Here is a 22,954-nt window from a genome sequence, read left to right on the forward strand (position 1 = left end):
TTAAAGGCTTATTGCACTTCTACTGCCAGGCTTTCACTGATTTTCTTCTGCCAGATGGCTGGGCCGGTGATGTGCACCGACTCGCCCTTGCTGTCGACCGCAACGGTCACCGGCATGTCTTTGACGTCGAACTCGTAGATCGCTTCCATGCCCAGTTCGGCGAAAGCCACAACGCGGGATTTCTTGATCGCTTGCGCCACCAGGTAAGCCGCGCCGCCTACTGCCATCAAGTAAACAGCCTTGTGGTCCTTGATCGCTTCGATCGCGGTCGGGCCGCGTTCGGATTTGCCGATCATGCCCAGCAGGCCGGTTTGCTCGAGAATCTGGCGGGTGAACTTGTCCATCCGCGTCGCGGTAGTCGGGCCGGCTGGGCCCACCACTTCTTCGCGCACCGGATCGACCGGGCCGACGTAGTAGATGAAGCGACCTTTCAGGTCCACCGGCAAGGTTTCACCCTTGTTGAGCATCTCGACCATGCGTTTGTGCGCAGCGTCGCGTCCGGTGAGCATCTTGCCGTTCAGCAGGACGGTTTCGCCCGGCTTCCAGCTCTGCACTTCTTCAGGTGTCAGGGTGTCGAGGTTGACGCGACGGGCCGACGGGCCGGCTTCCCAGACGATTTCCGGGTAGGCATCCAACGGTGGCGCTTCCAGCGACGCCGGGCCGGAACCGTCGAGCACGAAGTGCGCGTGACGGGTGGCGGCGCAGTTGGGGATCATGCACACCGGCAACGAAGCGGCGTGGGTCGGGTAATCCATGATCTTCACGTCGAGCACGGTGGTCAGGCCACCCAGGCCCTGGGCGCCGATGCCCAGTTGGTTGACCTTCTCGAACAACTCCAGGCGCATCTCTTCGATACGGTTGGACGGGCCGCGTTTTTTCAGCTCGTGGATGTCGATGGATTCCATCAACACTTCCTTGGCCATCACCGCGGCTTTCTCGGCGGTGCCGCCGATGCCAATGCCGAGCATACCCGGTGGGCACCAGCCAGCGCCCATTTGCGGAACGGTTTTCAGCACCCAGTCAACGATCGAGTCGGACGGGTTGAGCATGGCCATTTTCGACTTGTTCTCGGAGCCGCCGCCCTTGGCTGCCACGTCGACTTCCACGGTGTTACCCGGAACGATCGAGTAGTGGATCACCGCCGGGGTGTTGTCCTTGGTGTTTTTACGAGCGCCCGCCGGGTCGGCGAGGATCGAAGCACGCAGGACGTTTTCCGGCAGGTTATAGGCGCGACGCACGCCTTCGTTGATCATGTCGTCCAGGCCCATGGTCGCGCCATCCCAGCGCACGTCCATGCCTACACGGACAAACACGGTGACGATGCCGGTGTCCTGGCAAATCGGACGGTGGCCGGTAGCGCACATGCGCGAGTTGATCAGGATCTGCGCCATCGAATCGCGGGCTGCCGGCGATTCTTCACGCAGGTAGGCCTCGTGCATCGCCTGGATGAAATCCACGGGGTGGTAGTAGGAAATGAACTGCAGGGCGTCAGCAACGCTCTGAATCAGGTCGTCTTGCTTGATCACGGTCATGAGTCGCGCTCCTCTAAAAGACGGGAACATTCAATAAGGTGCTTGCAGTTGGGGTGCATCGGTCGTCTGCAAACACCTTTCAAGGCACGCCGGGGTTGCTGGCGCGACGCTAAAAAGGCGCGGCAGTATAACGCGCCTCGAAGCCGGGCACACCAGCCGGCAGTCAAACCAAAGTCGCATGCCACAACACCGACTTTCAGACGACAGGGCTGTTGTGGCGAGGGAGCTTGCTCCCGCTGGACTGCGAAGCAGTCCCAAAACCAGTCATCGCATTTCCCAGGCAGAACGCGTTCAACCCTATTACGACTGCTTCGCAGCCGAGCGGGGGCAAGCCCCCTCGCCACAAGGAGTTTGTGTGCGGTTTATCACCTCAAAATTGAATGGTCATTCTTGAGGTGCAACACTAAAGTGGCATCTGGTATTTCAGGGTAGGACACTGTTTATCAGTCCCCCTTCGCACGGTGAGCCAACGATTGACCCATAACGCTCTCCAGAGTCTGTTGCTCAAGCGCTTTATTCTGGCGACGGGCACCTATGCGCTGGTGTTATTGCTGCTGTGGCTGGCGATTCTCAGTGGTCACTATCAAGGGTCGGTGCGCAGCGCGGTAATCGGCACGCTGCTGGTGATACTCAGCCAGTCGGTGTTGTTCGCGATGTTCTCCACCGGGCGCAATCTGCGCTTTGCCGACCCGGGCCTGACCGAAGTTCAGGTGCTCCTGGGGCTTGGCTGGCAGACCTGGTTGATCGCTCATCTGGACTCGGCCCGTGGCGCCTTCCTGGTGTTTTACCTGTTGATTCTGTTATTCGGACTTTTCCATCTGCCGCGCCGAGCGTTCATCCGATGTGCGGCCTTGGTCTTTTTCAGCTTTGCGGGCCTTAACCTCTGGGAAGGCTATCACCTCGAACCGGTCGACCCGGCGCTGGCGGCGCTGCAAGTCTGCGTGTTGTTTATCGTGCTGGTCTGGCTGACGCTGTATGCCAGCTATGTTCAGACCTCGCGGCAACGCATGCGCAAGCGGCGGTTTGCCTTGCAAGCGCATCAAGACACCTTGCGCGGGATGATGCGCCAACTCGAAGACCTGGTGGCCACCGACGAACTCACAGGGCTGTTCAACCGCCGGCATTTTCTACGCCTGACCACGCGCGAACTGCGCAGCATGGAAGAGGGCATCGTGCATGGTCTGGCGCTGATTGACCTCGACCATTTCAAACGCATCAACGACAGGCATGGACATGCGGCCGGCGATCAGGTGTTGCAGGCGTTTGCCGGTGTCGCCACGGCCTGCCTGCGCGAAGACGATGTACTGGCGCGTTATGGCGGAGAGGAGTTTGTGTTGTTGCTACCCGATTGTGATCCCGAGCGCCTGACCTCTTGCTGCGAGCGGCTGCGCATTGCCTTTACCGAGGTCGAACTGGTCGGTCTGCCGGTGCAGGACCTGAGCCTGTCCGCCGGCATGACCTTGCTTGAATCGGGTGACAATCTGGATGACGCCTTGCAGCGTGCCGATCAGGCGCTGTATCGCGCCAAGCGTGACGGCCGCAATCGCTGCGCCGCGGCCTGGGAGAACGCTGATGCCTGAGTTGCGGGTGGGCGAAACTCAGTGGTCGGTGGCGGCGGGCAGCAACCTGCTTGATGCGCTTAACCAGAACGGCCTGCACGTGCCTTACAGCTGCCGCGCAGGCAGTTGCCATGCGTGCCTGGTGCAGTGCCTCAAAGGCGAGGTGAGCGACCGGCGCCCCGATGCGCTGAGCGCCGAGCAACGTGAGCAAGGCTGGCGACTGGCCTGTCAGTGCGAGGTCGTCGATGACCTGCACGTGGCGGTGTTCGATCCGCTACGCGACGGCTTGCCGGCCACCGTCGAAGCGACCGATTGGTTGAGTGCCAGCGTGTTGCGCCTGCGTGTGCAGCCCGAGCGGCCCTTGCGCTATCAGGCCGGGCAGCATCTGGTGCTGTGGGCCGGTAACGTAGCGCGGCCGTATTCGCTGGCCAGCCTGCCGCAGGAAGATCGTTTTCTGGAGTTTCACCTCGACTGCCGCTTGCCGGGCGAATTCAGCGATGCGGCACGCCGGCTGAAAATCGGCGACCCGATTCGTCTGGGCGAGTTGCGCGGCGGTGCGCTGCATTACGACCCCGACTGGCAAACCCAACCGTTGTGGCTGCTGGCGGCCGGCACCGGATTGGCGCCGTTGTTTGGCGTATTGCGCGAGGCGTTGCGCCAGGATCATCAAGGCCCCATTCGGGTGATTCACCTGGCCCATGATGCCAGCGAGCATTACCTGGCCAAACCCTTGGCGGCGCTGGCAGCACAGCGTCCCAACCTGAGCGTCGAGCTGCTGACGGTGGCTGAGCTGTCGGCGGCTTTGGCGCAATTACGCCTTGTTTCCCGGCAAACCCTGGCTTTACTCTGCGGGCACCCTGACAGTGTCGACGCCTTTGCCCGGCGCCTGTACCTGGCAGGGCTGCCGCGCAATCAACTATTGGCCGATGTCTTCGTGCCGCGGGGTTGAACGCGAAATCACTTTCACGAGACTCACCATGACGAACGCCATCCTGCTGGAGCGTGAGCGGGGGCTGCTGACCTTGCGCCTGAACCGCCCGGACAAGAAAAACGCCCTGACCCGCGCCATGTACGCCCAGTTGGCGGACGCCTTGCAACAGGCCGACGCCGACTCCGAGATCAACGCCATACTGATCACCGGCACCAGCCAATGCTTCACCGCCGGCAACGACATCGCCGATTTCCTCGAAGAACCGCCGAGCGACCTCGCCAGCCCGGTGTTCCAGTTCATGCGCAGCCTGCTGGAATGCCGCAAGCCGGTGATCGCGGCGGTGGCCGGTGCCGCTGTGGGCATCGGCACCACCCTGCTGTTGCATTGCGACCTGGTGTACATCAGCGCGGACGCGAAGTTGCGCATGCCGTTCGTCAACCTCGGGCTGTGCCCGGAATTTGGTTCGAGCTTGATCCTGCCACGCTTGCTCGGGCAGGCCAAAGCCGCCGAGCTGTTGCTGCTGGGCGAAGGTTTCAGCGGTGAACAGGCCGCCGCCTGGGGCATCGCAACCCAAGCGTTGCCCAGTGGCGAGGCCGCGGTGGCCAAGGCGCGCGAGATGGCATTGCGCTTCGAAACACTGGCGCCCGAAGCGGTGCGTATCAGCAAGCAGTTGATGAAAGCCCCGGATCGCGAGCAACTGCGCAAAGCGATCGAGGAGGAGGGCAACCTGTTTGTCCAACGGCTGCGCTCGCCGGAAGCGATTGCGGCGTTGTCGGGGTTTATCAACAGAGCCTGAATCTTTGTTGACTGGGCCGACGTCATCGCGAGCAGGCTCGCTCCCACAGTTGATCTGTGGTGTTCACAGATTGTGTATTCACCCTATAACCCTGTGGGAGCGAGCCTGCTCGCGATAGCGGTAGCGCAGGCACCGCAACTGCCAGATTGGAAATCAAAAAGCCCCATCATTCACATGACGGGGCTTTTGCGTTGCAGCAGTCCGAGACTCAGACCCTCTTGTCGCCATCGTGCAGGATCTTCATGCCGTTGGTGCCACCGAGGCTGCGGGGTTCAGGAAGCGGGCAATTAGCGCAGCGTAGCTGACGCCGCCCCCCCAATCGCCCAGGACCAGCACGTTCCCGTCTTTTTGTAAGGTCATGGTGTTTGCCACCGTGTAATGGTCTTTGAATTGGGTGGAGCTCCAACCTTTCCCGTAGCCAAAGTCGGTATCCAGTTTGCCGTCAATCAGGTAGCGCGCCACTATGAATTCAGGGGTTTTGTCATCTTGCAAAAACCTTCCAGATACGATGATTTTCCCATCAATCAGTCCAACACCCAAAAACATGACATGTTTTTCGAGGGATTGAAGCAGCACCTTACCGCCATTGAATTCTGATTCAAATTCACCTTTATCGTTAAGGCAAACCAGCACGCCCTGTGTCGGAGACGACACCCAACCGGCTGCAAGAACAGCGCCTTCGGAATACTGGACGAGCTTTTCGAGCGCGGGACCGGGGTTCTCGACCAGTTTGAAACCTTTGTCGGCGAAGGTGTGGTCGAAAGAGCCATCCTCATTCACACGAGCCACCATGCCATGACCTGCCAGTGTTCCGCACACCGTGATTTTTCCGTTGCGCACCAAAATGTCCTTGATGGTGCTATTGCCCCAGTATTGATTGGTAACGGCGACATAACCGGTTTTGTTGAAGGTGGTGTCAAACGAGCCGTCAATGTTGAGGCGGATCAGTAGCGCGACCTGGGCAATCCAGATCGGCATGTACATTTGCATGACCACATAGATTTTCCCATCCGCCACCGTGCAAGGCCCCGAGGCATCCATGCTGGTGGTCGTCTGCGGTGTAAAACCCAGCCCAAGGTCTTTGGCAAGGTTTTCAGGCTGTTTGACCGTCAGCAGACCTTTCACGCCAAAACGCTCATCCACACGCCCGTCGAGATGAAGGCGAGCGAGCACAACTTCACCTCTTTTCGTATCGATACCGGACAGCAGGATTCTGGGTTCACCCCCGACGGTGGTAAAAAGGATCTGGCGCAGATGGGTGTCTTGCATGGGGCCAAAACGTAAGACTACATATCCATCCTTGCCGAACTCCGTATCTAAAGTGCCATTCTTGTGCAGGCAGGCGATACCTAGCTTGTGGATGATGTCAATGCCTTCGGCGTCGACGGCGCCGCCAACGTAGATCTTGCCCTCATATTCGGTAATACATTCGCCTGAAGTATCTCGTGCATCGGGAAAACGCAGAATGACTTTACCGTCTTTGTCTTCACCAAATTCCGGGTCGAGATCACCAGCGGCGCGAGCGGTCAGTGCTGTGTATTGGCTCATCGTTCTATTCCTTTAATTGGAGTGAGTTATCCGTCAAGGGCTGCCAATGACGAGCCGCAACCGCCAAGCGCGAGAAAGCCTTGATGACAGCGATAGCAGCGGTGGACCGGATCGATTAAAGGGGTTGAACGGAGACGCGTCTACTGTCAAACCTGACAGGTGTGGTGTTGACTGGGCGGGCCTCATCGCGAGCAAGCTCGCTCCCACAGGGGATTTGTGGTGGACGCAAAATGTGTGAACACCTCCGATCAAATGTGGGAGCGAGCTTGCTCGCGATAGCGGTAGCGCAGGCACCGCAACTGCCAGATTGGAAAACAAAAAGCCCCACCATTCACATGGCGGGGCTTTTGCATTTCAGCAGTCAGTGACTCAAACCCTCTTGTCGCCAACGTGCAGGATTTTCATGCCGTTGGTGCCACCGATGGTGTGGTAGCTGTCGCACTGGCCAAGGCGCGAAAAAAAACGGTCTGTTGATCGTTCGCTGGCCGTCCCGGGACAACTCAGTCGGCCGTCAGATAACGTTCAATCACTGGACTATCAAACTCCGGTTGCGTCTGGTGACCTGCTACCTGGATCTTGTTATCCGCATCCAGAATAAGGTCAGCGTACTCTCCAATCTTGCCACTGATGATCAGGCCTGATCCATGGGCGAAGCCCGGATCAAACTCGCCATCGCTGGTCAATCGAATAATCATGCCGTAACGGTTTGTGCTCGTTCGTGGCTGGAAACAGCGACCGGTCACCAGAATACGGCCTTTGGCATCGATCATGGAGGCCAGCGGGATCAGATCTACATTGGGCAGCGAGTGATACAGCGGATGACCCCGATTGAATGCTGGGTCGTTGACACCGTCACGGGTCAACTGGAGTAGCATCAGCTGACTTGGCTGATCGTGTTGAAAAGTCCCCAGTGTCAGGATATTTCCCCCGACTGTCGGATTAATGGTTGCGAGCGTTGAGCCAATGGCTTCGACCCGGTAAATCCCTTTCTGCGCAAAACTTGCATCGAGTTTGCCATTTCGATCTAACCGTATGATCACGGCTGTCGAGTTTGTGTCGTTGAGCTGCGCGGTTACCAGGATTTTACCGTCGAGTTGCACGCTTGAGGCCCGTACCCGCATAGTCGTGTTGCCATCAAGCAAGTGTAAAAAGCCCACGTCATTGAACTGCTTGTCGAGGGTGCCGTCGCTGTTGAGTGCTATCAGGTAGGACGCACCCGGTACGCCATTGGTGCCATAACGGTAGAAATGGAAAATTATTTTCCCGTCGCTGAACAACAAAGGCTGCGTGTGGATGGTGTTTATCCTTGCCGCTGCGGGGCCAATTCCACTGTCAGCGATATCGGGATTCAGCGGGTCAATCACCTCAAGGATCAATTTGCCGGTCTGATTGAAGCTTTCGTCAAGCTGACCCTCAGCTGTGTAGCGAGCGGCGGCAGGGTAAAACGTGCGGTTGCTGGAGCGGTAGACGGCACCTGTCACCAGGATTTTGCCGTCGACGAGCACAGTACTCTCAGGGAATGACTCAAAGTCTCTGTTGTTGGAGAAGCCATCTAGCACGTAACCCTGGCGACCGAAGCCAACGTCGATATCACCCTTGTTATCAAGTTGCACCAGCCCGTAGTCACGCTCCGGCTTGAAGCCGACGAATGTTTGATTGTTGGGGGTTGATTGAATACTCAGCGCAAAACCGTGGACGGTTAATAATACTTCGCCGTTGTTGCCGAAGCCGGGATCCGGCAGGGGAGAACCTTGCTGTTGATTTGACGATTGAAGTTCCATTTCAGTGTCCTGTTCATTGATTTGAAGGAGGACAGGAAAGTAACTCCGGCGCGTAACAGCTGGATACTGTCAGATTTGACAGGGGGCGGCGGTGGTACCAGGTGCGTCGGTGTTGAAAGCAAAAAGCCCCGCCATTCACATGGCGGGGCTTTTGCGTTTCAGCGCTCTTTTACTCAGACCATCTTGTCGCCAACGTGCAGGATTTTCATGCCGTTGGTGCCGCCGATGGTGTGGTAGCTGTCGCCCTTGGTCAGGATGACCCAGTCGCCTTTCTCGACCACACCGAGTTTGAGCAACTCGTCGATCGCAGCCTGGCTGACTTGCTCGGGCGGCAACGATGCCGGGTCGAACGGTACGGTGTAGACGCCACGGAACATGGCCGCGCGGGCCTGGGTTTCGCGGTGCGGGGAGAACGCGTAGATCGGCACCGAGGAACGAATGCGCGACATGATCAACGGCGTGTAGCCACTTTCGGTCAAGGCGATGATCGCCTTCACGCCCGGGAAGTGGTTGGCCGTGTACATGGCCGCCAGCGCGATGCTCTGGTCGCAGCTTTCGAACACTTTACCGATGCGGTGGCTGGAGGTTTTGCTGGTCGGGTGCTTTTCAGCGCCGATGCAAATCCGCGCCATGGCCTGGACCGCTTCGAGCGGGTATTGGCCGGCGGCGCTTTCTGCCGAGAGCATCACCGCGTCGGTGTAGTCGAGTACGGCGTTGGCTACGTCGGACACTTCAGCGCGGGTCGGCATCGGGTTCAGGATCATCGACTCCATCATCTGGGTCGCGACGATCACCGCTTTATTGTGGCGGCGTGCGTGCAGGATGATCTTCTTCTGAATACCCACCAGCTCGGCGTCGCCGATTTCCACGCCGAGGTCACCACGGGCGACCATCACGGCGTCGGAGGCCTTGATCAGGCCGTCGAGGGTTTCGTCATCGGCCACGGCTTCGGCGCGCTCGATCTTCGCCACCAGCCAGGCGGTGCCGCCGGCCTCGTCGCGCAGTTGGCGGGCGTATTCCATGTCGGCGGCATCACGCGGGAAGGACACCGCGAGGTAGTCGACTTCCATTTCTGCGGCGAGCTTGATGTCGGCCTTGTCTTTTTCAGTCAGGGCCGGAGCGGTCAGGCCGCCACCGCGACGGTTGATGCCTTTGTGGTCCGACAGCGGGCCACCGATGGTTACGGTGCAATGCAGTTCAGTCGCAGTGGCGGTATCTACGCGCATCACCACGCGGCCGTCGTCAAGCAACAGCTCGTCGCCCACGCCGCAATCCTTGACCAGGTCCGGGTAGTCGATACCGACCACTTGCTGGTTGCCTTCGGTCAGCGGATGGCTGGTGGAGAAGGTGAATTGATCACCGATCTTCAGCTCGATGCGCTTGTTGGCGAATTTGGCGATACGAATTTTCGGGCCTTGCAGGTCACCCAGCAGGGCGACGAAGCGCCCGTGCTTGGCCGCGAGGTCACGCACCAGCTTGGCGCGAGCCTTGTGCTCGTCGGGCGTGCCGTGGGAAAAGTTCAAGCGGGCAACGTCCAGGCCAGCCAGAATCAGCTGTTCGAGAACTTCCGGCGAGTTACTGGCCGGGCCAAGGGTAGCGACGATTTTGGTACGACGGACGGTCATGCAGAGACTCCTGAGTTCAAGCGCTGAGTGAGGCTACTACGGTGCGAAGGTGTAGTCATTGTTCGTTTGCACTACTTATTCGTTTGTTTATTGAAACGAACATTCCTGAAAATTTTCGGATCCGTCCATTGAGAAGCACCTGCCGTTTGTCGGCACTGTTAGTTTTAACAGGTAGGCAGGCATTAGGGGGCGGGGTTGAATGCTCTGGAGGCTCGTCAAAAGGTGACGAATCAAGGAGATCAAAATATGACCACTGCTACTCAGGTACAGCTTGCTCCGGTAATCGTTAACCCGGCAGAGGGCGCAACAGTGAAAAACAAGGTCACGGTATCGGGAACCGCTGAGCCAGGTGCCGTCGTTACCATTGCCAAGGCAGGGGACCACAACCATTTGTTTTTGAAACTCATCACATCACAGAACGGTCATTGGTCAGGTACTTTTGGTGAAGACCTGCCCAAAGGTGCGCATGAGATTCAGGCACACCAGACCCTTAACGGTGTCGTTTCTCCTCTGTCACCGGTTCGAGCATTTAAAGTCGAATGACCGGAACGTTATCGTTTATTTAAAAGCCCACTGAGCCTTGGCGGCTCAGTGGGCTTTTTTCGCTTGATCCGGTTATTGAAGATTTTCACCAACGGGTCGATACAGAGCACAAGACAGGAGAACCCCCATGCGATTCGTGCTCATTGCCGCCCTTGCCCTCAGTGCCACGGGCTGCACCCGTTGGTCGATGGACCATCATTTGAACAACGCCTACCGCGCTTATGACCGAGGCAATTGCGAGGACGCGATGCTCGAATTGTCCCAGGTCGATCGCAACAGCCGGGCGCGGCGCTATATACAGCCGGAAGTGTCGATGCTGCGCGGCCAGTGCCTGGAACGTCAGAAGCTCTACGTCGACGCGGCCCAGACTTACCAGTTCATCATCGCCCAGTACCCGGACAACGAATACGCGTACCGCGCTCGCGCGCGGCTGGAAACCTTGCAGTCGCTGGGGTGGTACCCACCGCGCAGCAGCGCCAAAGCCATTCCCGCGCCTTTGTAATGTTTAAACCCCAAAAGATCGTCCGAACGCGGCCCGATCTTTTGGCGGGTGCACGTGCCAGCCTTGAGCTAATCTTCGATTAGCGCGTTTTAGAATGTTCAACCTAAATCACGTTAATCCCTGTGATCGGCGGCGGTGAGGCGAATGCACAACAGTGACGTTCGCACCGGGATCGGGGAGAGCGCTCCTGCCTGGCAGGCACGTTCCGAAGTATCAGTACGACCCTGCTCAAGGGGCTTTCCAAAGTGATAAACAGCCTGTTCACTGACCGCCGGATCGAGCGGGATCAACTGCCGTATTTTCTGAGAGTGTTCAACAGCGTCACCGACAAACCCATCGGTTTTCTCGGCAATGTCTCCGAAGACGGCCTGATGCTTATCAGCCTGTTGCCGATGATGGTTGGCGCAGCGTTTGACCTGCGCCTGAAAATCCCCGCCAGCGAGGGTCTGTTGCAGGTCATCGACCTGCGCGCCATTTGCCTGTGGTGCCATGAAGACGCCACCCCTCAGCATTACGACGCCGGTTTCGAGGTGCAACGTGCACCGCCCGAATACGGGCAACTGGTGAGTGCCTTGCACCAGTACTTCAGTTTTTATCCGGTGCCGGCTTCGGCGTAAGTCCTACCCGTACATCGGAAGATCAAAAGATCGCAGCCTGCAGCAGCTCCTACGCCTACACCGTGTAGGAGCTGCCGCAGGCTGCGATCTTTTGCCGTTCTACACGCCTACAGCTGAAGACCGTACTCGATTGGCTGGATCGGGTACTCGTTATCCAGCGCCTTCTCGACCAACAACAACCCGTGCTCGGTCAACTGATGGATCGCCAGCGCCAGGTTGCGGTGCTTGTCTTCCAGGTCGTCGGACAGGTCGAGGATCAACGTGCTCACCGAGCAGAAGGTCTCGTAGGTGTAGGCCATCAAGGCTTCGTTGTTGATGTCGGGGAGCACGGCGAAGAACTTCAGCGAACGCCGTTCATAGTCACGCGGGTTGCCGGTGCCGGGTTTGAGGTAGTGATCCAGCGCCTTGTGTGCGGCAGCGTGGAGCTTTTTCGAGTCGGGGGAATCGTAGGGGGAAACGTTGTCGTATTCGGGGGGATTAGGTGTGGCTTTGAACATTCTGTTGTTTCCTTGAGTGGGGCTGCCACCGACTCGCGACTAAACGAGGGGTGGCGGCTGAACGCAGGTTAGTCGACCGGGAGGAAACACGAAAAACCGGCGCGCCCGAGGGCGCCCTGCGCACAGCCACCATAGAGTTCAGGGATAGGGAATACCTGACCATCTGGAGCGCAGTGCACCTACGTGTAACCTCCGAGCGACTAAACCCGATCGCTGATGGGCAGCGACACGAGAACAATAGAAGCCGGGGCCAAGGTGCACAAGCCGGCGGATTCTGGCGGATGTGTAGGCTGCGGCGCAAGGATTTGTAGCCTCAGGCCTAGGCGTCGAAAACACGGGAGAGTGATGAGGCAAGCAGGGTTGCCGTTCGTCTGAACTGTCAGTTTTTACAGGTAGCTAGTCGCGGGCCTTGGTTGTAAAAATCGACGGTATACCACTAACGCTTCTCCTGCTAGCGAGCCTGCTATGGAAGATGACCCGAAATATGAGCTTCAAGTGCCCCTTGAAAATGCCGAGGAACCTTTTCGCATCGACCAACCGTATCAAGGGCAGGCAGTCGAGGCCGACCCGTTCGTCGTGAAAGGGGGGACAATCATTCCTGTAGCTGTCCATGTATTTAAAGTAAACCCTGATAAGAGTGAGATTCCTCTAGGGTTTACCTTTCCTGCACTTACTCCTGGAGGGCCTTGGGCTCTGTCGACTTTCGTGCCCCTCGGACGGCATACCATCGTTGCAAGGCATTATGGGATAGACGGTACTACCACTGACACTCTTCCGGTCTCTTTTAACAAATTGGGGGTTCTTGTTCCTGCCCCTCTCATTGAACCTGTTGGATCTTGGACAGAAGATCAATTGCCAGTGATTTCAGGCACGATTCCAGCGGGTGCTCCAGTAGTCTTTACTCAGGTAATCATCCATCCAGATCGTGAGCCCGAGCAGCCCCTTTGCACTGCCGACGTGAATCTTGAAAGACGTTGGCGGGAGTCTGCTAACCGGAAGCTGACGCCGGGTGTTCACTCAATTGTTGCGACTCAGTACTGGGCTGGCGAAAAAATATCACTATCGTCCAATCCGATGATTTTCCACATACGCCCGCGCAAGCTGCAAGTCGCGGTCAAATCACTGCCGGATAACAAAGTCAAGTTCTCGGGAGGAGGGTACGGGGGAGCCGAGGTTGTCCTCACCGTGGTCGATGGACCGGGTGGGAAGACGTTGACGGCGACCGTAGGCGATACGAGTCAGTGGGCGGTAGAGGCGACGAACTGGGAGGCAGGCCCGTACACGCTGTCTGCCGTGCAGCGCGTTTCCGATAACGCCGGTGGCTGGATTCCATCGGACCACGTTGAGTTTGACTTTGACTGGGTACGACCTCCCCCCACCCCTCCGACAGATCTGAAGCATACGCAGGAGTACACGCCGACCTTTTACGGCAAAGGTGTGAACGGGGCTACGGTTGAAGTCACCGATGAGAATGGCGGCAGTGTCGCTCCAGATACCAAGGTCTTCGGATTGGAGTGGTCAACGAAGGCTTCACGACTCTGGGGCCCGACCCTTGGGCGTCTGGTCCGGGTTCGGCAAGAATTGGATGGTCTGTGGTCCGCGAAGGTCAATCTGAGAGTCACCATCCGTCCCTTGGCACCCGTCATCACGAGTATTGTCGACAATGAGTTATCGCCGGACATCACCGGTACCTGCTGGGCCGGGGCACGGGTCAACCTTGTCTACAGCGACGCCCCCTCCACTGTGCATAATCCTTCCGTCACGAACGACACCTGGACCTTTCAACGTACCGAACACTTTGCCCACGATGTCACTCATACAGTCACCGTGACCCAGACGGTCGGCTTGCAAACGTCGGAATCGGCGAGCGAGATGTTCACTATCCCGCTCCCCAAACCGGTCATCACATCACCTGAGCCAGGTAAAGACGAAGAGGTGGGCCCTGACCTGATCGTTAAAGGTGACAACGGGGTGAAGTGCGCCACGGTGAAGATCCGGGACGCTCAAAACGGCCCAATATTGGGTTCCAGGCTTCTAACCAAAGACGGCCCTTGGTCAGTAGCTCTCGATAAGCTACTGGCGTTTCGTCGATACAGCATTGACGCGACGCAGAGCAACAGCGTGCGGGAGTCGGAGCGTAGTGAGGAGTGCACGTTCACGGTGGTGCTGTTGCCGCCAATGATCAAGGTGCCGCAGCCAGGAGACGATCTACCGCGCACCTCGATCATTTCAGGCAAAGGCCTGCCCGGTGCCCTGGTTTCGGTATGGCGCCAAGGCAATCCGGTACCTCTGCTTCGCGATATTCCCGTTGACGAAAACGGTCACTGGGAAGGTCCGGTGATGTTGTTTTTGGTCGGCGAAATAGTCATTTGGGCCATGCAAACCTTTGAGCAGCAGACGTCAAAAGACAGCCCCCCGCTGAGCTGTAACGTGGTGCCGAATGCGCCGTTCATGGAAACCCCGGCCTCTGACGAACGCGTACAGAACAAGGTGGTGTGTTCCGGGTTTGGTTATACGGACAATACGGGCGATACGGTCACGGTGGCGCTCGCCGATGCTCCGCAAACGGCGCTGGGGCAAGTCCAGGTTCTTGCTGACCGGAGCTGGTCGATGCGGATCACTATCGCCCGTCCGGGCGGCATCCATAAATTGATCGCTGTGCAATCGCGCGATGGTTTCGCTTCTGCCCCGTCACCTGAACGACAGATTCAGTTGGGCGCTTATCAGCCACTGATCAATGTGCCGACAGAGGGCCGCTGGGTTACTGAACCGGTAGCGATCGAAGGCAAAGCCCTGGCCGGTATGGGTAAGCTGGTTGCCTGGTTCAACCCCGATCGGACGCTGGTTGACGGCATCGTGATCGCGGAGACGGATTGGAGGGCCACGGCTCAAGTGGAGCTGAGGCGGGGGGGCTATTGGGTCTGCTTTCAGCAACGCCTTGCGGGTGGAACGGAGTCATCTCGCCGGGCCGAAAGCTCGCGCTTCGAGGTTGAATCGCCAAAGCCGCCGTCTGAGTAACCGCCTTCAGGGTTTCGACGAGCGGTCGGCGCTACTGTCAGTTATGACAGTAGACGCAGGCTTCGCTTTGGCGCCAAATTCAACCAGTGAATTGAACCCGGCGACGCGCTCACCAGGGTATTCAGCGTCCTGTCATCCGTACAAGGAGTGTCATCATGGCTGCCTCACAGAATCGCCCCCTTCAGCAGATCTACTACGAAGTGTTCAGTGAGAAACAGCGCAAGGATAATGGTTTGCTGAGCCAATACATCAAACGGGATGGATCGGTTTTCCCTCTGGTGGCAAAGGGTGTGGAAGGTCTGGTACGTGACTTCGGCTTGAGCCTGAGTGACGCGAAAAACTTTCTGTGGCGTGCCAATGCCTTGGCAATCTATGTGCGACGGAAGTTTATCGAGCAGGAGTTGACCGGCGATAAAACAGAACTCATGAGACCGATGAGCGGGCTTTTATCATTGGTGACGGGACCCAGTTTTGAAAAACTTTTTTATCCCCCCTTCGATACGTTATGCCCGCCTGATGCCCTGGAGTCGGTGACTTCACCCGTTGCGTATCTGATTGAGTTGCTGATGTGGATCAGAGACCGTATCGAAGTGCGTGGTGACGAAGGAAGAATGCCGCTCATGGAACGGCGCACGGATCTGCTAAAGCGGCTCATCGATCACACGGCGGTGCATCAACCGGTGTCATCGGTGGACATCATCGTCCTGGTGCTGGAAGCGTTTATCAAGGCCCACGGCCAGGCGGGCAGTGATATCGATGATGCCCTGCGCCAGGCCCGTTATCCCAATGGGCTGCCCCATTGCCAGGACTGGAAGACGATCGATTTTGTCGCCCGGCACCATGACCTGTCGGTAGGGGCTGTGGCCCGTGTGGTCGATCGGTTCTTTCCGTACTTTCTGCAACTCAATGCCCAGGGCGGTGATGGGGAGCGGGCCTTGCTTCATGCGTCTCGGCTGGGGCCTTATCAGCGGGAGTTGTTGACTGAGGATCCGGTTCCCGACGATGACTCCGAAGAATCCAAAGAGCAGCAGGAGCGCTTCTATCGCCTGAACTTTGGCACAGTGGGCACGGAAGATCAGAACATCAACCAGGTGAAGTTTTTCTGTGAAAGGACAAAACTCGACGCCTTGGAGCTTGAAGCGTTGATTTCGATTCGAAGCTTCGCTCCTGTGCGGTCTGCCAATGTTCCTCTTAAAGGTGGCGAGGAGTTGCCTCCCAGCGGAGCACAGTCAGGTTCGGGTTATCTCAATGCCGGTTCGATCCCTGCTGTAGATATCGAAATAAAGGGTGAGAATCGTGAGATCTTGCACCGACTGAATTTTTACTCCCACACCCGATTCGACCGAATGAACCGCAAGCTGCGCCTGGACCAATGGCTAGGCCTGTCCAGCGAACAAGTGGATTGCCTGCTGATGGCGGCAATCAATGCCGAAGCCCATACCCAGACGCCGAAGCCCGACTGCTGGATATCAGAAAACACCCTGCAGGCCATCGGCCTGTTTCAAGAGTTACGCGAGCGTTATGGCTGTGCCGCCGAGGACTTCGCGGTGTTTATCGATGAGCTGTCGATTTTCGGCCGTGGCGAAGTGCTTTCGCAGTTTGATCGCATTTTTAATGCCCAGGCGCATTTCCCCAGGCCGCTGCAACTCGATGGCCACACGTTTCCGGTGTTTCCGGCGCCGGGCGAGGACGGGTTAACCGTCAATCAACTCTGCAGTGGCCTGAAGATTGACCTGCATACCTACCGTCACCTGGCACAGGCAATTGCCCATGCCCATGGTCGCGAGGACACGCTGATCTGCGACCTGGCAACCCTCTCAAGCTTTTACCGCATGGTGAAACTGCCCCGAATGTTGGGCATCAGTCCGGTCGAGGGCATTCTGTTGCTCATTATTCTGGGGGGCGACAGTTGGCTCAAGGCGTTGGCCGGCGTGCCCGAACTCAAGTCGAACAAGCACGAAGGCACACCGGATGCGCTGAACATCATCCACGCCATGGAGTCCTGTGTTCGCTGGTGTCATGAGCGTGAGATGCCGGTGCTCTGGATGCTGCAACAGGTTTCGCCGATCGTGGCACCCGCGGTATCGTCGAATGAGCGGCAGTTGTTCGAACAGCTGCGAAGTCTGCTGTCTGCGGCCTTGTTTTCCGAAACTGCATTACTGATGGCCGGTGTCCCGCCGCTGGCGGGCGGTGCGAGCTGGCTGGATTTACTGACCGCTCTGGTCGACAGCAACGGGTTGGTTCAAGTGCTGTCGGAGGCGATTGAACTCGACTACCTGACCTTTGCCCGCCTGAGGCTCGATGAGGCGGTGAGCATCGGCATTGGCGAAGGCGATAAAGAGTCGCGTGCGCTGATCGTCGAAAAAATGCTCGGCGTATTGCTGCAAGCCAGGGCAGGGCAGGTGTCGGTGATCAAGGAATGCCTGGCGGTCTACGCCGGTCTGAAGTCCGAGCTGGTATTAACCGTACTCACCTGGGCAGGCGGGACGGTTTATCAGGTGCTCAAGTCTGCACTCGAAGGTGCAAGGCACGATGACGGCGCCGCAAGTGGACGTCGGCGGCAACAAGCGGACGAAGGTGATCCGCTGCTCGCGCTATTGGCCGATGTGCGGCGCCGCAGTGCGGTGGTGGTGAAGCTGGACCTTAGCGTCGAACTGCTGGAGGACTACCTGGCCTACGGCTATAAAACGTGGCTGAGCCGCGATAACAAACATGAGTTCACGCTGAGTACGCTTTACTACCTGAGCGTGCTCAACCAGGCCGTTGCGTTGGGTCAGCAGCCACCGGAAAACCTGCTTGATTACCTGCGTCAGGTCAACGCACTGCCTGATCCCCTCTCTGACGATGCCCTGGCGCTGGCCCAGGAGACTGCGGCGATCAGGCTGGCGATTTTTTTCGCCTGGAGTGTTCAGGACGTGCGCGAGTGCGCAAGACGGGTCGACCCGGAAATGATGCTGATCAAGAACCTGGCGCAGTTGGATCTGTTGATCCGCGTCCGTGAGCTGTCAGCACGCAGCGGCATGGATGCCCTGACGATTTTCCTGATGGGCATGCTCCCGGCAGAAATCGACAAACCGGCTTACGCACGGGCTGCCGAACATGCACTGCTCAGTCTGAATGCTTCGCCCGCACCATTGATTCCCAATGAAGATGAAGCCCTGGAGCACATGGTCAAGATTAGCTGTGAGGTGGATCGTACGGTGCTGGTGGCTAATATGCCGGAGGAAAAAGCCACCTTCAAAGTGACCGTCAAGAACCATGCGGGCAAGGGTTTGAGGGGGGTCAATGTGTATTGGCAGACCTTACTGGGCAGCATCGTGCAGACCGCTACCGGGACGGATGGGGTGGCGACCGCCGAGTTTATTCCGGGCAAGGTCATGGGCACGGCAACGCCACGCTTCCGGCTGGACCTGTATGAGGAGCAGACAGCGCAGAGTGTGGAAATCGGTGCCCATAAAGACTCAATGTTTTTTCCGGGGCCGCTCATGTCCCGGGAGCCGGATAGCGTTGTGAAGGCTGGTGCGGAAGTCGAGTTGTATGCCGTGATGCAGGACCATTATGGCAATCGGGGTATTGGCATGCCAGTGAAGTGGAGCAGTGAGGTCAAGTCTGATCCCGGGACGACGATACCTTCGTTGATTATCCGGCCGGCCGAGGCGTTGACCAATCAGGAGGGGATCACGCGAGTCTTCGTCTCCAGCCCCACAGGCGGGACATTCGAGGTCGGCGTTACCAGCCTGGACAGCTCTGAAACAGCATTTTTTGACGCTATTACCTTCGCCGGTCCTCTTTCCGTGGGAACGGATGCCTGACGGTCAGGTGACCTCTGCACAGCCGCGTACAACTTGGTGAGACCTCAGGAGCAAGGGTTATGGAAAACAACAAGATCGCCGGACTCCTCGAACAACGTCGTACGGCATTGATCGAGTATTGCATCGGGCAGGTCAAAAAGGGCTTGCCTCCTGATGACGAGTTCTACTTCCTGAGAACACCGGAGGACCTGCTTGAACTCCTGCGCATGGACCCGCTGGACAGTTACCAGGTGCAGAGCTCCTGGGTTGCCGAAGCTATCAGCTGTGCCCAGCAATACATCCATGCGGTGTATCGCAAGCTGGAACCGGGGTATTCAGGTCACGAATTCGATAAGTGGGATCTGCAAACCTGGGAACTCTACAACAACTACCCGGACTGGGCGGCGTTGCAGATGATCGCCCTGTACCCGGAAAACTTTATTAACCCCCATGTACGTCGGCGCAAGACCAGCCTGTTCAAAACCCTTGAGAACAATCTGAACCAGACGCGCCTGAGCACTGATTCCGTACAGGTGGCATTGCAGGAATACCTGCAAGAGTTCGAGCAGACCTGCAACCTGGATGTCATTAGCTGCTATATGGACGGCACCTCGCTGACAGCGCCCCTTACACCCACGAGAGCGGATTATTACTTTGTTGCCCAGCAGCGGATTCAGCCTTTTCAGTATTTCTGGCGCAAGGCCGAGGTTGAATTGACGCCCAGTTGCCGGGCAATCAACCCGGCCGCGTGGCGTGAATGGCAGCCGGTCGAGATTCCAGTCGGGGGTAAGGTGCTGGATATACGGCCGGTGTTCTGGGGCGGGCGTTTGTGTGTGGTGTGGGCTGAGTGGCGCGATAAGGTGGCCGGTGACGGTGGTGTGTCTTTACCGCCTAAACTGGACATCAACCTGGCGTTCATGGCCCAGAACGGTCATTGGTCGGCACCGTTTTCCTTGCTCAGCGAGGAGCGGAACAGCGACTTTTCGAAGGGCGCCCGGTTGATCGCGACGGTGTTGGTCGATGAGCAGCATCCCAAAGGCAAGTTGGGGGTGTTGTTGACCAACCGTAACCGCAAGGGTGAAACACCTCCAGAGGTCCCCATCGACGTTTATCGGACGCGAGATGTATTGTTTCGCAGCATTGACAACGGTACGGGCTGGCTGGATGCAGTGGCCGATTATCGTTTTCTGACGCCTGAAACCGTGCAGCATCCAATATTGCCAGGCAGTCGACCGGACATTACCGAGTCTCTCGAGCTCGCCGGTACGTTGACCAAGTATTACTCCCTGGAGGCTATGGTATTTCGCGGGTTCGATACCGACAGCAAGCCTCTGGACGTTCTGTTTGTTCGTGGTATCTGCGCTGCGAAAACGGGTCTTGACGGGCTGGCCGATGGACGCTTCGATTTGACGTTTCTCAATCCAGTAGGTGACGACCCCGAGTCGATCACCGGCAGTTATTCCGATGCAGGTGGCTGGACCACCGAATGGATGCTAATTGAGCGTCGGGCCGGTGGTTTTGTCGGCGATTTCGAGTTTTCTTTTGGGGGGAGCCCCCCAACACAAAGTTATGGGCGCAACAAATACAAGGTTGTAAAGGTGGTTGCGAATGCTGCTTTTATCCCTCCGTCACTGGACAAGACCAACGCCCAGGGCGCGCAATTTCTCACGCTCAACCTGCCTGAGCCGTACCTCAAACAGGTTCGTCTGAACTCACTGTTCGGTCCCGATCTGGTGCAGCGCGCCAATATTTCGGTCGAGGCCGTGCTGGATTGGGAAACTCAGCATCTGAAAGAACCGGACCCGGCCGCAGGTCCCATTGACGAGCCGAACGGCCCGTTCGATGGCGCCAACGGGCTGTTCTTCTGGGAACTGTTTTTCCACCTGCCGCACCTGGTGGCGTCACGGTTGAGCGCTGAGAACCGTTTTCTGGAGGCACAGCAATGGCTGCATTATCTGTTCGACCCTCAGGCCCCGGCAGATTCTACAACCAAACCACACAAACTCCTTTACTGGCGCTGCCGCCCCTTGACGGGAGACGGCAACCTGGGTTGTGAAGCCGAGGCGCCGACCGACCCGGATGCGATCGGTTATTCAGCCCCTCAGCATTTTCAGATCGTTGCGTTCACTGAATATGTAAAAAACCTGATCGCCTGGGGTGACTGGTATTACCGCCAACTTACCCGTGACAGTCTGGTAGCGGCCAGGTTGTGTTATGTACAGGCCGAGTTTTTGATGGGCAAGGCACCCACGGCGAGGACGGTCAACCGTTGGCAACCGAAAACTGTCGCTCAACTGATGGCCAATACCAATTCCCGGCCCGCGCTGGAGCAGTTCGAAAAAAACCTTGCGTTCACCCTGGCAGATGTACCGGCCAAGGCTGAGGTGGCGCCCACTCTCGGCCTGATTAGCATCGAACCGTTTAAGCCGCCGATCAATGAGCGATTGCTCGAACTGTTCGCCTTGCCCGGCAGCCGCCTGCATAACCTGCGCAACAACCTCACCCTCGACGGCAAGCCGTTGCTGATTCCGCTGTTCAGTCCACCGACAGACCCTAACCAGTTGCTGCAGGATCTGGCTGCCGGCGGCGCCGGTTCGCCACGGCCAATGGGCGGGCAGGTGCAGGTTGTGGCGTTCCGCTGGCGGGTCATGTTCGAGGCCGCGCTGCGGGCGGTGCAGACGTTGCAGGATTATGGCAATCAGATACTGCGCCTGCTCGAACAGCGTGATCGGGCTGAAATGGAAGCGTTGCAGCACAGTCATCTGGTGGACCTGGGGGCGTACGCCCAGACCTTGCAGGAGCAAATCATCGAGCAAATGAGCGCGAGTGTGACCGCGTTGGAGCAGAGCAAGGCGGTGGCGCAGGAGCGCGCGGAGGCGTATGCGATAAAGTATGAGAGCAATGTGAGTGATGCGGAATATGAGGTGATGGACTTCATGTTGGCGGCGAAAATCACCTCGATGGCGGGGGTGGGGCATAAGGCGGCAGGAGCGATCGTTAAGACGATAGTTCCGAATCATGTAGGCGGGGGGCCGGGCAGCGTCTCGTGGGGAATAAACAACCCGGCTGGGATAATCGAAGCGGTTGGTGGTGTTCTTGACATTGCCTCCCTGGTGTTATCTCTGCAGGCCGAACGAACCGCCACCACCGAAACCTACCGCCGCCGTCGCGGCGAATGGGACCTGCAACGCAATCAGGCGCTGGCAGAGGTCCGCGCCATCAACGAGCAAATCACCGCACAAAATCACGCTGTCGAAGCTGCCAAGGCCAACCTGCGGCAAACCCTGCGGGCCAATGCCCACGCGCTGACGCTCTACACCTTCATCAAAAAACGCGCGACCAATGCCGAGCTGTTCGGCTGGCTGCTGGGCCAACTCAAGGCCCTGCATTATCAGGCCCATGACGCCGTCGTCAGTTTGTGCATGAGTGCGCAGGCCTCGTTGAGCTTTGAGACCGGTGACTACGATTCGCAGATTCCCCTGCCACAGGTCTGGCTGGACGAGCGTCACGGTCTAACGGCGGGTGAACATCTGCGGGTGCACCTGCTGCGCATGGAGCATGAATACTTGCGTCGCCATGAGCGAAGGCTGGAGCTGGTCAAGACCATCTCCCTGCGGCAATTGTTCAATGACAAGGATGTGGATCCACAAGGAGGTTTTAGTACCTGGGAGGACGCGCTGGCGGAGCTGCAACGCACTGGCACGCTGGATTTCAAACTCACGCAGTTGCTCTTTGACCGTGACCACCCGGGCCACTACTGCCGGCAGATCAGCACGGTGGACGTCGATCTGCCCGCGCTGATAGGACCTCACGAAAATATCAAAGCCACGTTGTTGCAGGTCAGCAGTTTCACCGCCACCAAGGCCTCGACCCGTTCGGTGGAGTACCTGCATAAGCCTGAAAACGCGGTGGTCCCTGCCGATGTGCGGCGCAGCCTGCGCAGTGGTCAGCAAATCGCTTTGTCGGTGGGCATTGGTGATACCGGTATGGCCACGGTGAAACCCGATGAAGGCTTGCTCAACCCCTTCGAATGCACCGGTGCGGTCTCGCACTGGACGCTGCACTTCCCGTGGCCACTCAAGGAGCCGCAACAATCCATGCTGGCCTCGCTGACCGACATCATCGTGCGCGTTCGTTACACCGCCAAGGTGGGCGACCCGACATTCACCCGAAAAGTCGAAGAGCTGGTCAATCGTGTCGATTAATAGATGGCG

The 22,954-nt window shown here is 57.9% G+C and carries 14 protein-coding genes; 9 read left to right on the top strand and 5 right to left on the bottom strand.

Annotation, left to right across the window (positions count from 1 at the left end; all coding sequences use genetic code 11):
- Positions 1–8: 8 nt before the first annotated feature.
- Complete coding sequence (locus BK658_RS22170; RefSeq protein WP_123584180.1) at positions 9–1,532, bottom strand: fumarate hydratase; 1,524 nt, start codon at positions 1,530–1,532, stop codon at positions 9–11.
- 473 nt (positions 1,533–2,005) lie between these two features.
- Here BK658_RS22170 and BK658_RS22175 point away from each other — a divergent pair, with 473 nt between their 5' ends.
- The 3 genes from BK658_RS22175 to BK658_RS22185 are packed head-to-tail and all read left to right on the top strand — an operon-like array spanning position 2,006 to position 4,818.
- The gene (locus tag BK658_RS22175) at positions 2,006–3,112 is read left to right on the top strand and encodes a GGDEF domain-containing protein (RefSeq protein WP_123584181.1); all 1,107 of its coding nucleotides are present in this window, start codon (positions 2,006–2,008) and stop codon (positions 3,110–3,112) included.
- On the top strand, positions 3,105–4,040 hold the full coding sequence (locus BK658_RS22180) for an iron-sulfur-binding ferredoxin reductase (RefSeq protein WP_123584182.1): 936 nt from the start codon (positions 3,105–3,107) through the stop codon (positions 4,038–4,040). The genes BK658_RS22175 and BK658_RS22180 overlap by 8 nt, the downstream gene beginning before the upstream one ends.
- 28 nt (positions 4,041–4,068) lie before the next feature.
- Positions 4,069–4,818 carry an enoyl-CoA hydratase-related protein gene (locus BK658_RS22185; protein WP_123584183.1) on the top strand — a complete coding sequence of 250 codons (750 nt, stop codon included), beginning with the start codon at positions 4,069–4,071 and terminating at the stop codon, positions 4,816–4,818.
- 240 nt (positions 4,819–5,058) lie between these two features.
- On the opposite strand, the gene BK658_RS22190 is transcribed toward BK658_RS22185, so the two are convergent.
- The 3 genes from BK658_RS22190 to pyk all read right to left on the bottom strand — a co-directional run bounded on the left by BK658_RS22190 (position 5,059) and on the right by pyk (position 9,772).
- On the bottom strand, positions 5,059–6,366 hold the full coding sequence (locus BK658_RS22190) for a delta-60 repeat domain-containing protein (RefSeq protein WP_123584184.1): 1,308 nt from the start codon (positions 6,364–6,366) through the stop codon (positions 5,059–5,061).
- Positions 6,367–6,866: 500 nt separating this feature from the next.
- Positions 6,867–8,147: a delta-60 repeat domain-containing protein gene (locus BK658_RS22200; protein ID WP_123584186.1), complete on the bottom strand. Its 1,281-nt coding sequence runs from the start codon at positions 8,145–8,147 to the stop codon at positions 6,867–6,869.
- Between the two features lie 173 nt (positions 8,148–8,320).
- Positions 8,321–9,772: a pyruvate kinase gene (pyk, locus tag BK658_RS22205; RefSeq protein ID WP_123584187.1), complete on the bottom strand. Its 1,452-nt coding sequence runs from the start codon at positions 9,770–9,772 to the stop codon at positions 8,321–8,323.
- A gap of 246 nt (positions 9,773–10,018) precedes the next feature.
- Between pyk and BK658_RS22210 the strand changes: the two genes are divergently transcribed.
- The 3 genes from BK658_RS22210 (at position 10,019) to BK658_RS22220 (ending at position 11,434) form a co-directional block, all read left to right on the top strand.
- On the top strand, positions 10,019–10,315 hold the full coding sequence (locus BK658_RS22210; RefSeq protein ID WP_123584188.1) for a hypothetical protein: 297 nt from the start codon (positions 10,019–10,021) through the stop codon (positions 10,313–10,315).
- A gap of 127 nt (positions 10,316–10,442) precedes the next feature.
- Complete coding sequence (locus BK658_RS22215) at positions 10,443–10,817, top strand: tetratricopeptide repeat protein (protein ID WP_054593740.1); 375 nt, start codon at positions 10,443–10,445, stop codon at positions 10,815–10,817.
- Positions 10,818–11,074: 257 nt separating this feature from the next.
- Positions 11,075–11,434 carry a PilZ domain-containing protein gene (locus BK658_RS22220; protein ID WP_123584322.1) on the top strand — a complete coding sequence of 120 codons (360 nt, stop codon included), beginning with the start codon at positions 11,075–11,077 and terminating at the stop codon, positions 11,432–11,434.
- 107 nt (positions 11,435–11,541) lie between these two features.
- Here BK658_RS22220 and BK658_RS22225 read toward each other — a convergent pair whose 3' ends face one another.
- Complete coding sequence (locus tag BK658_RS22225) at positions 11,542–11,931, bottom strand: DUF6124 family protein (protein ID WP_123584189.1); 390 nt, start codon at positions 11,929–11,931, stop codon at positions 11,542–11,544.
- Between the two features lie 465 nt (positions 11,932–12,396).
- On the opposite strand from BK658_RS22225, the gene BK658_RS22235 reads away from it, so the two are divergent.
- The 3 genes from BK658_RS22235 to BK658_RS22245 all read left to right on the top strand — a co-directional run bounded on the left by BK658_RS22235 (position 12,397) and on the right by BK658_RS22245 (position 22,945).
- Complete coding sequence (locus tag BK658_RS22235; protein WP_123584191.1) at positions 12,397–14,949, top strand: Ig-like domain-containing protein; 2,553 nt, start codon at positions 12,397–12,399, stop codon at positions 14,947–14,949.
- 155 nt (positions 14,950–15,104) lie between these two features.
- Positions 15,105–18,761, top strand: a complete 3,657-nt coding sequence (locus BK658_RS22240) for a Tc toxin subunit A (RefSeq protein WP_123584192.1) — start codon at positions 15,105–15,107, stop codon at positions 18,759–18,761.
- A 59-nt stretch (positions 18,762–18,820) separates the two neighbouring features.
- Positions 18,821–22,945, top strand: a complete 4,125-nt coding sequence (locus tag BK658_RS22245; RefSeq protein WP_123584193.1) for a Tc toxin subunit A-related protein — start codon at positions 18,821–18,823, stop codon at positions 22,943–22,945.
- Positions 22,946–22,954: the final 9 nt, after the last annotated feature.

Origin of the sequence: Pseudomonas brassicacearum, assembly GCF_003732175.1 — a bacterium.
GTDB classification, from domain to species: domain Bacteria; phylum Pseudomonadota; class Gammaproteobacteria; order Pseudomonadales; family Pseudomonadaceae; genus Aquipseudomonas; species Aquipseudomonas brassicacearum_G.

Coding starts and splice junctions, on each gene's coding strand:
- BK658_RS22170 (WP_123584180.1), bottom strand. CDS start 1,532: ATGACCGTGATCAAGCAAGACGACCTGATTCAGAGCGTTGCTGACGCC.
- BK658_RS22180 (WP_123584182.1), top strand. CDS start 3,105: ATGCCTGAGTTGCGGGTGGGCGAAACTCAGTGGTCGGTGGCGGCGGGC.
- BK658_RS22185 (WP_123584183.1), top strand. CDS start 4,069: ATGACGAACGCCATCCTGCTGGAGCGTGAGCGGGGGCTGCTGACCTTG.
- BK658_RS22190 (WP_123584184.1), bottom strand. CDS start 6,366: ATGAGCCAATACACAGCACTGACCGCTCGCGCCGCTGGTGATCTCGAC.
- BK658_RS22200 (WP_123584186.1), bottom strand. CDS start 8,147: ATGGAACTTCAATCGTCAAATCAACAGCAAGGTTCTCCCCTGCCGGAT.
- pyk (WP_123584187.1), bottom strand. CDS start 9,772: ATGACCGTCCGTCGTACCAAAATCGTCGCTACCCTTGGCCCGGCCAGT.
- BK658_RS22210 (WP_123584188.1), top strand. CDS start 10,019: ATGACCACTGCTACTCAGGTACAGCTTGCTCCGGTAATCGTTAACCCG.
- BK658_RS22215 (WP_054593740.1), top strand. CDS start 10,443: ATGCGATTCGTGCTCATTGCCGCCCTTGCCCTCAGTGCCACGGGCTGC.
- BK658_RS22225 (WP_123584189.1), bottom strand. CDS start 11,931: ATGTTCAAAGCCACACCTAATCCCCCCGAATACGACAACGTTTCCCCC.
- BK658_RS22235 (WP_123584191.1), top strand. CDS start 12,397: ATGGAAGATGACCCGAAATATGAGCTTCAAGTGCCCCTTGAAAATGCC.
- BK658_RS22240 (WP_123584192.1), top strand. CDS start 15,105: ATGGCTGCCTCACAGAATCGCCCCCTTCAGCAGATCTACTACGAAGTG.
- BK658_RS22245 (WP_123584193.1), top strand. CDS start 18,821: ATGGAAAACAACAAGATCGCCGGACTCCTCGAACAACGTCGTACGGCA.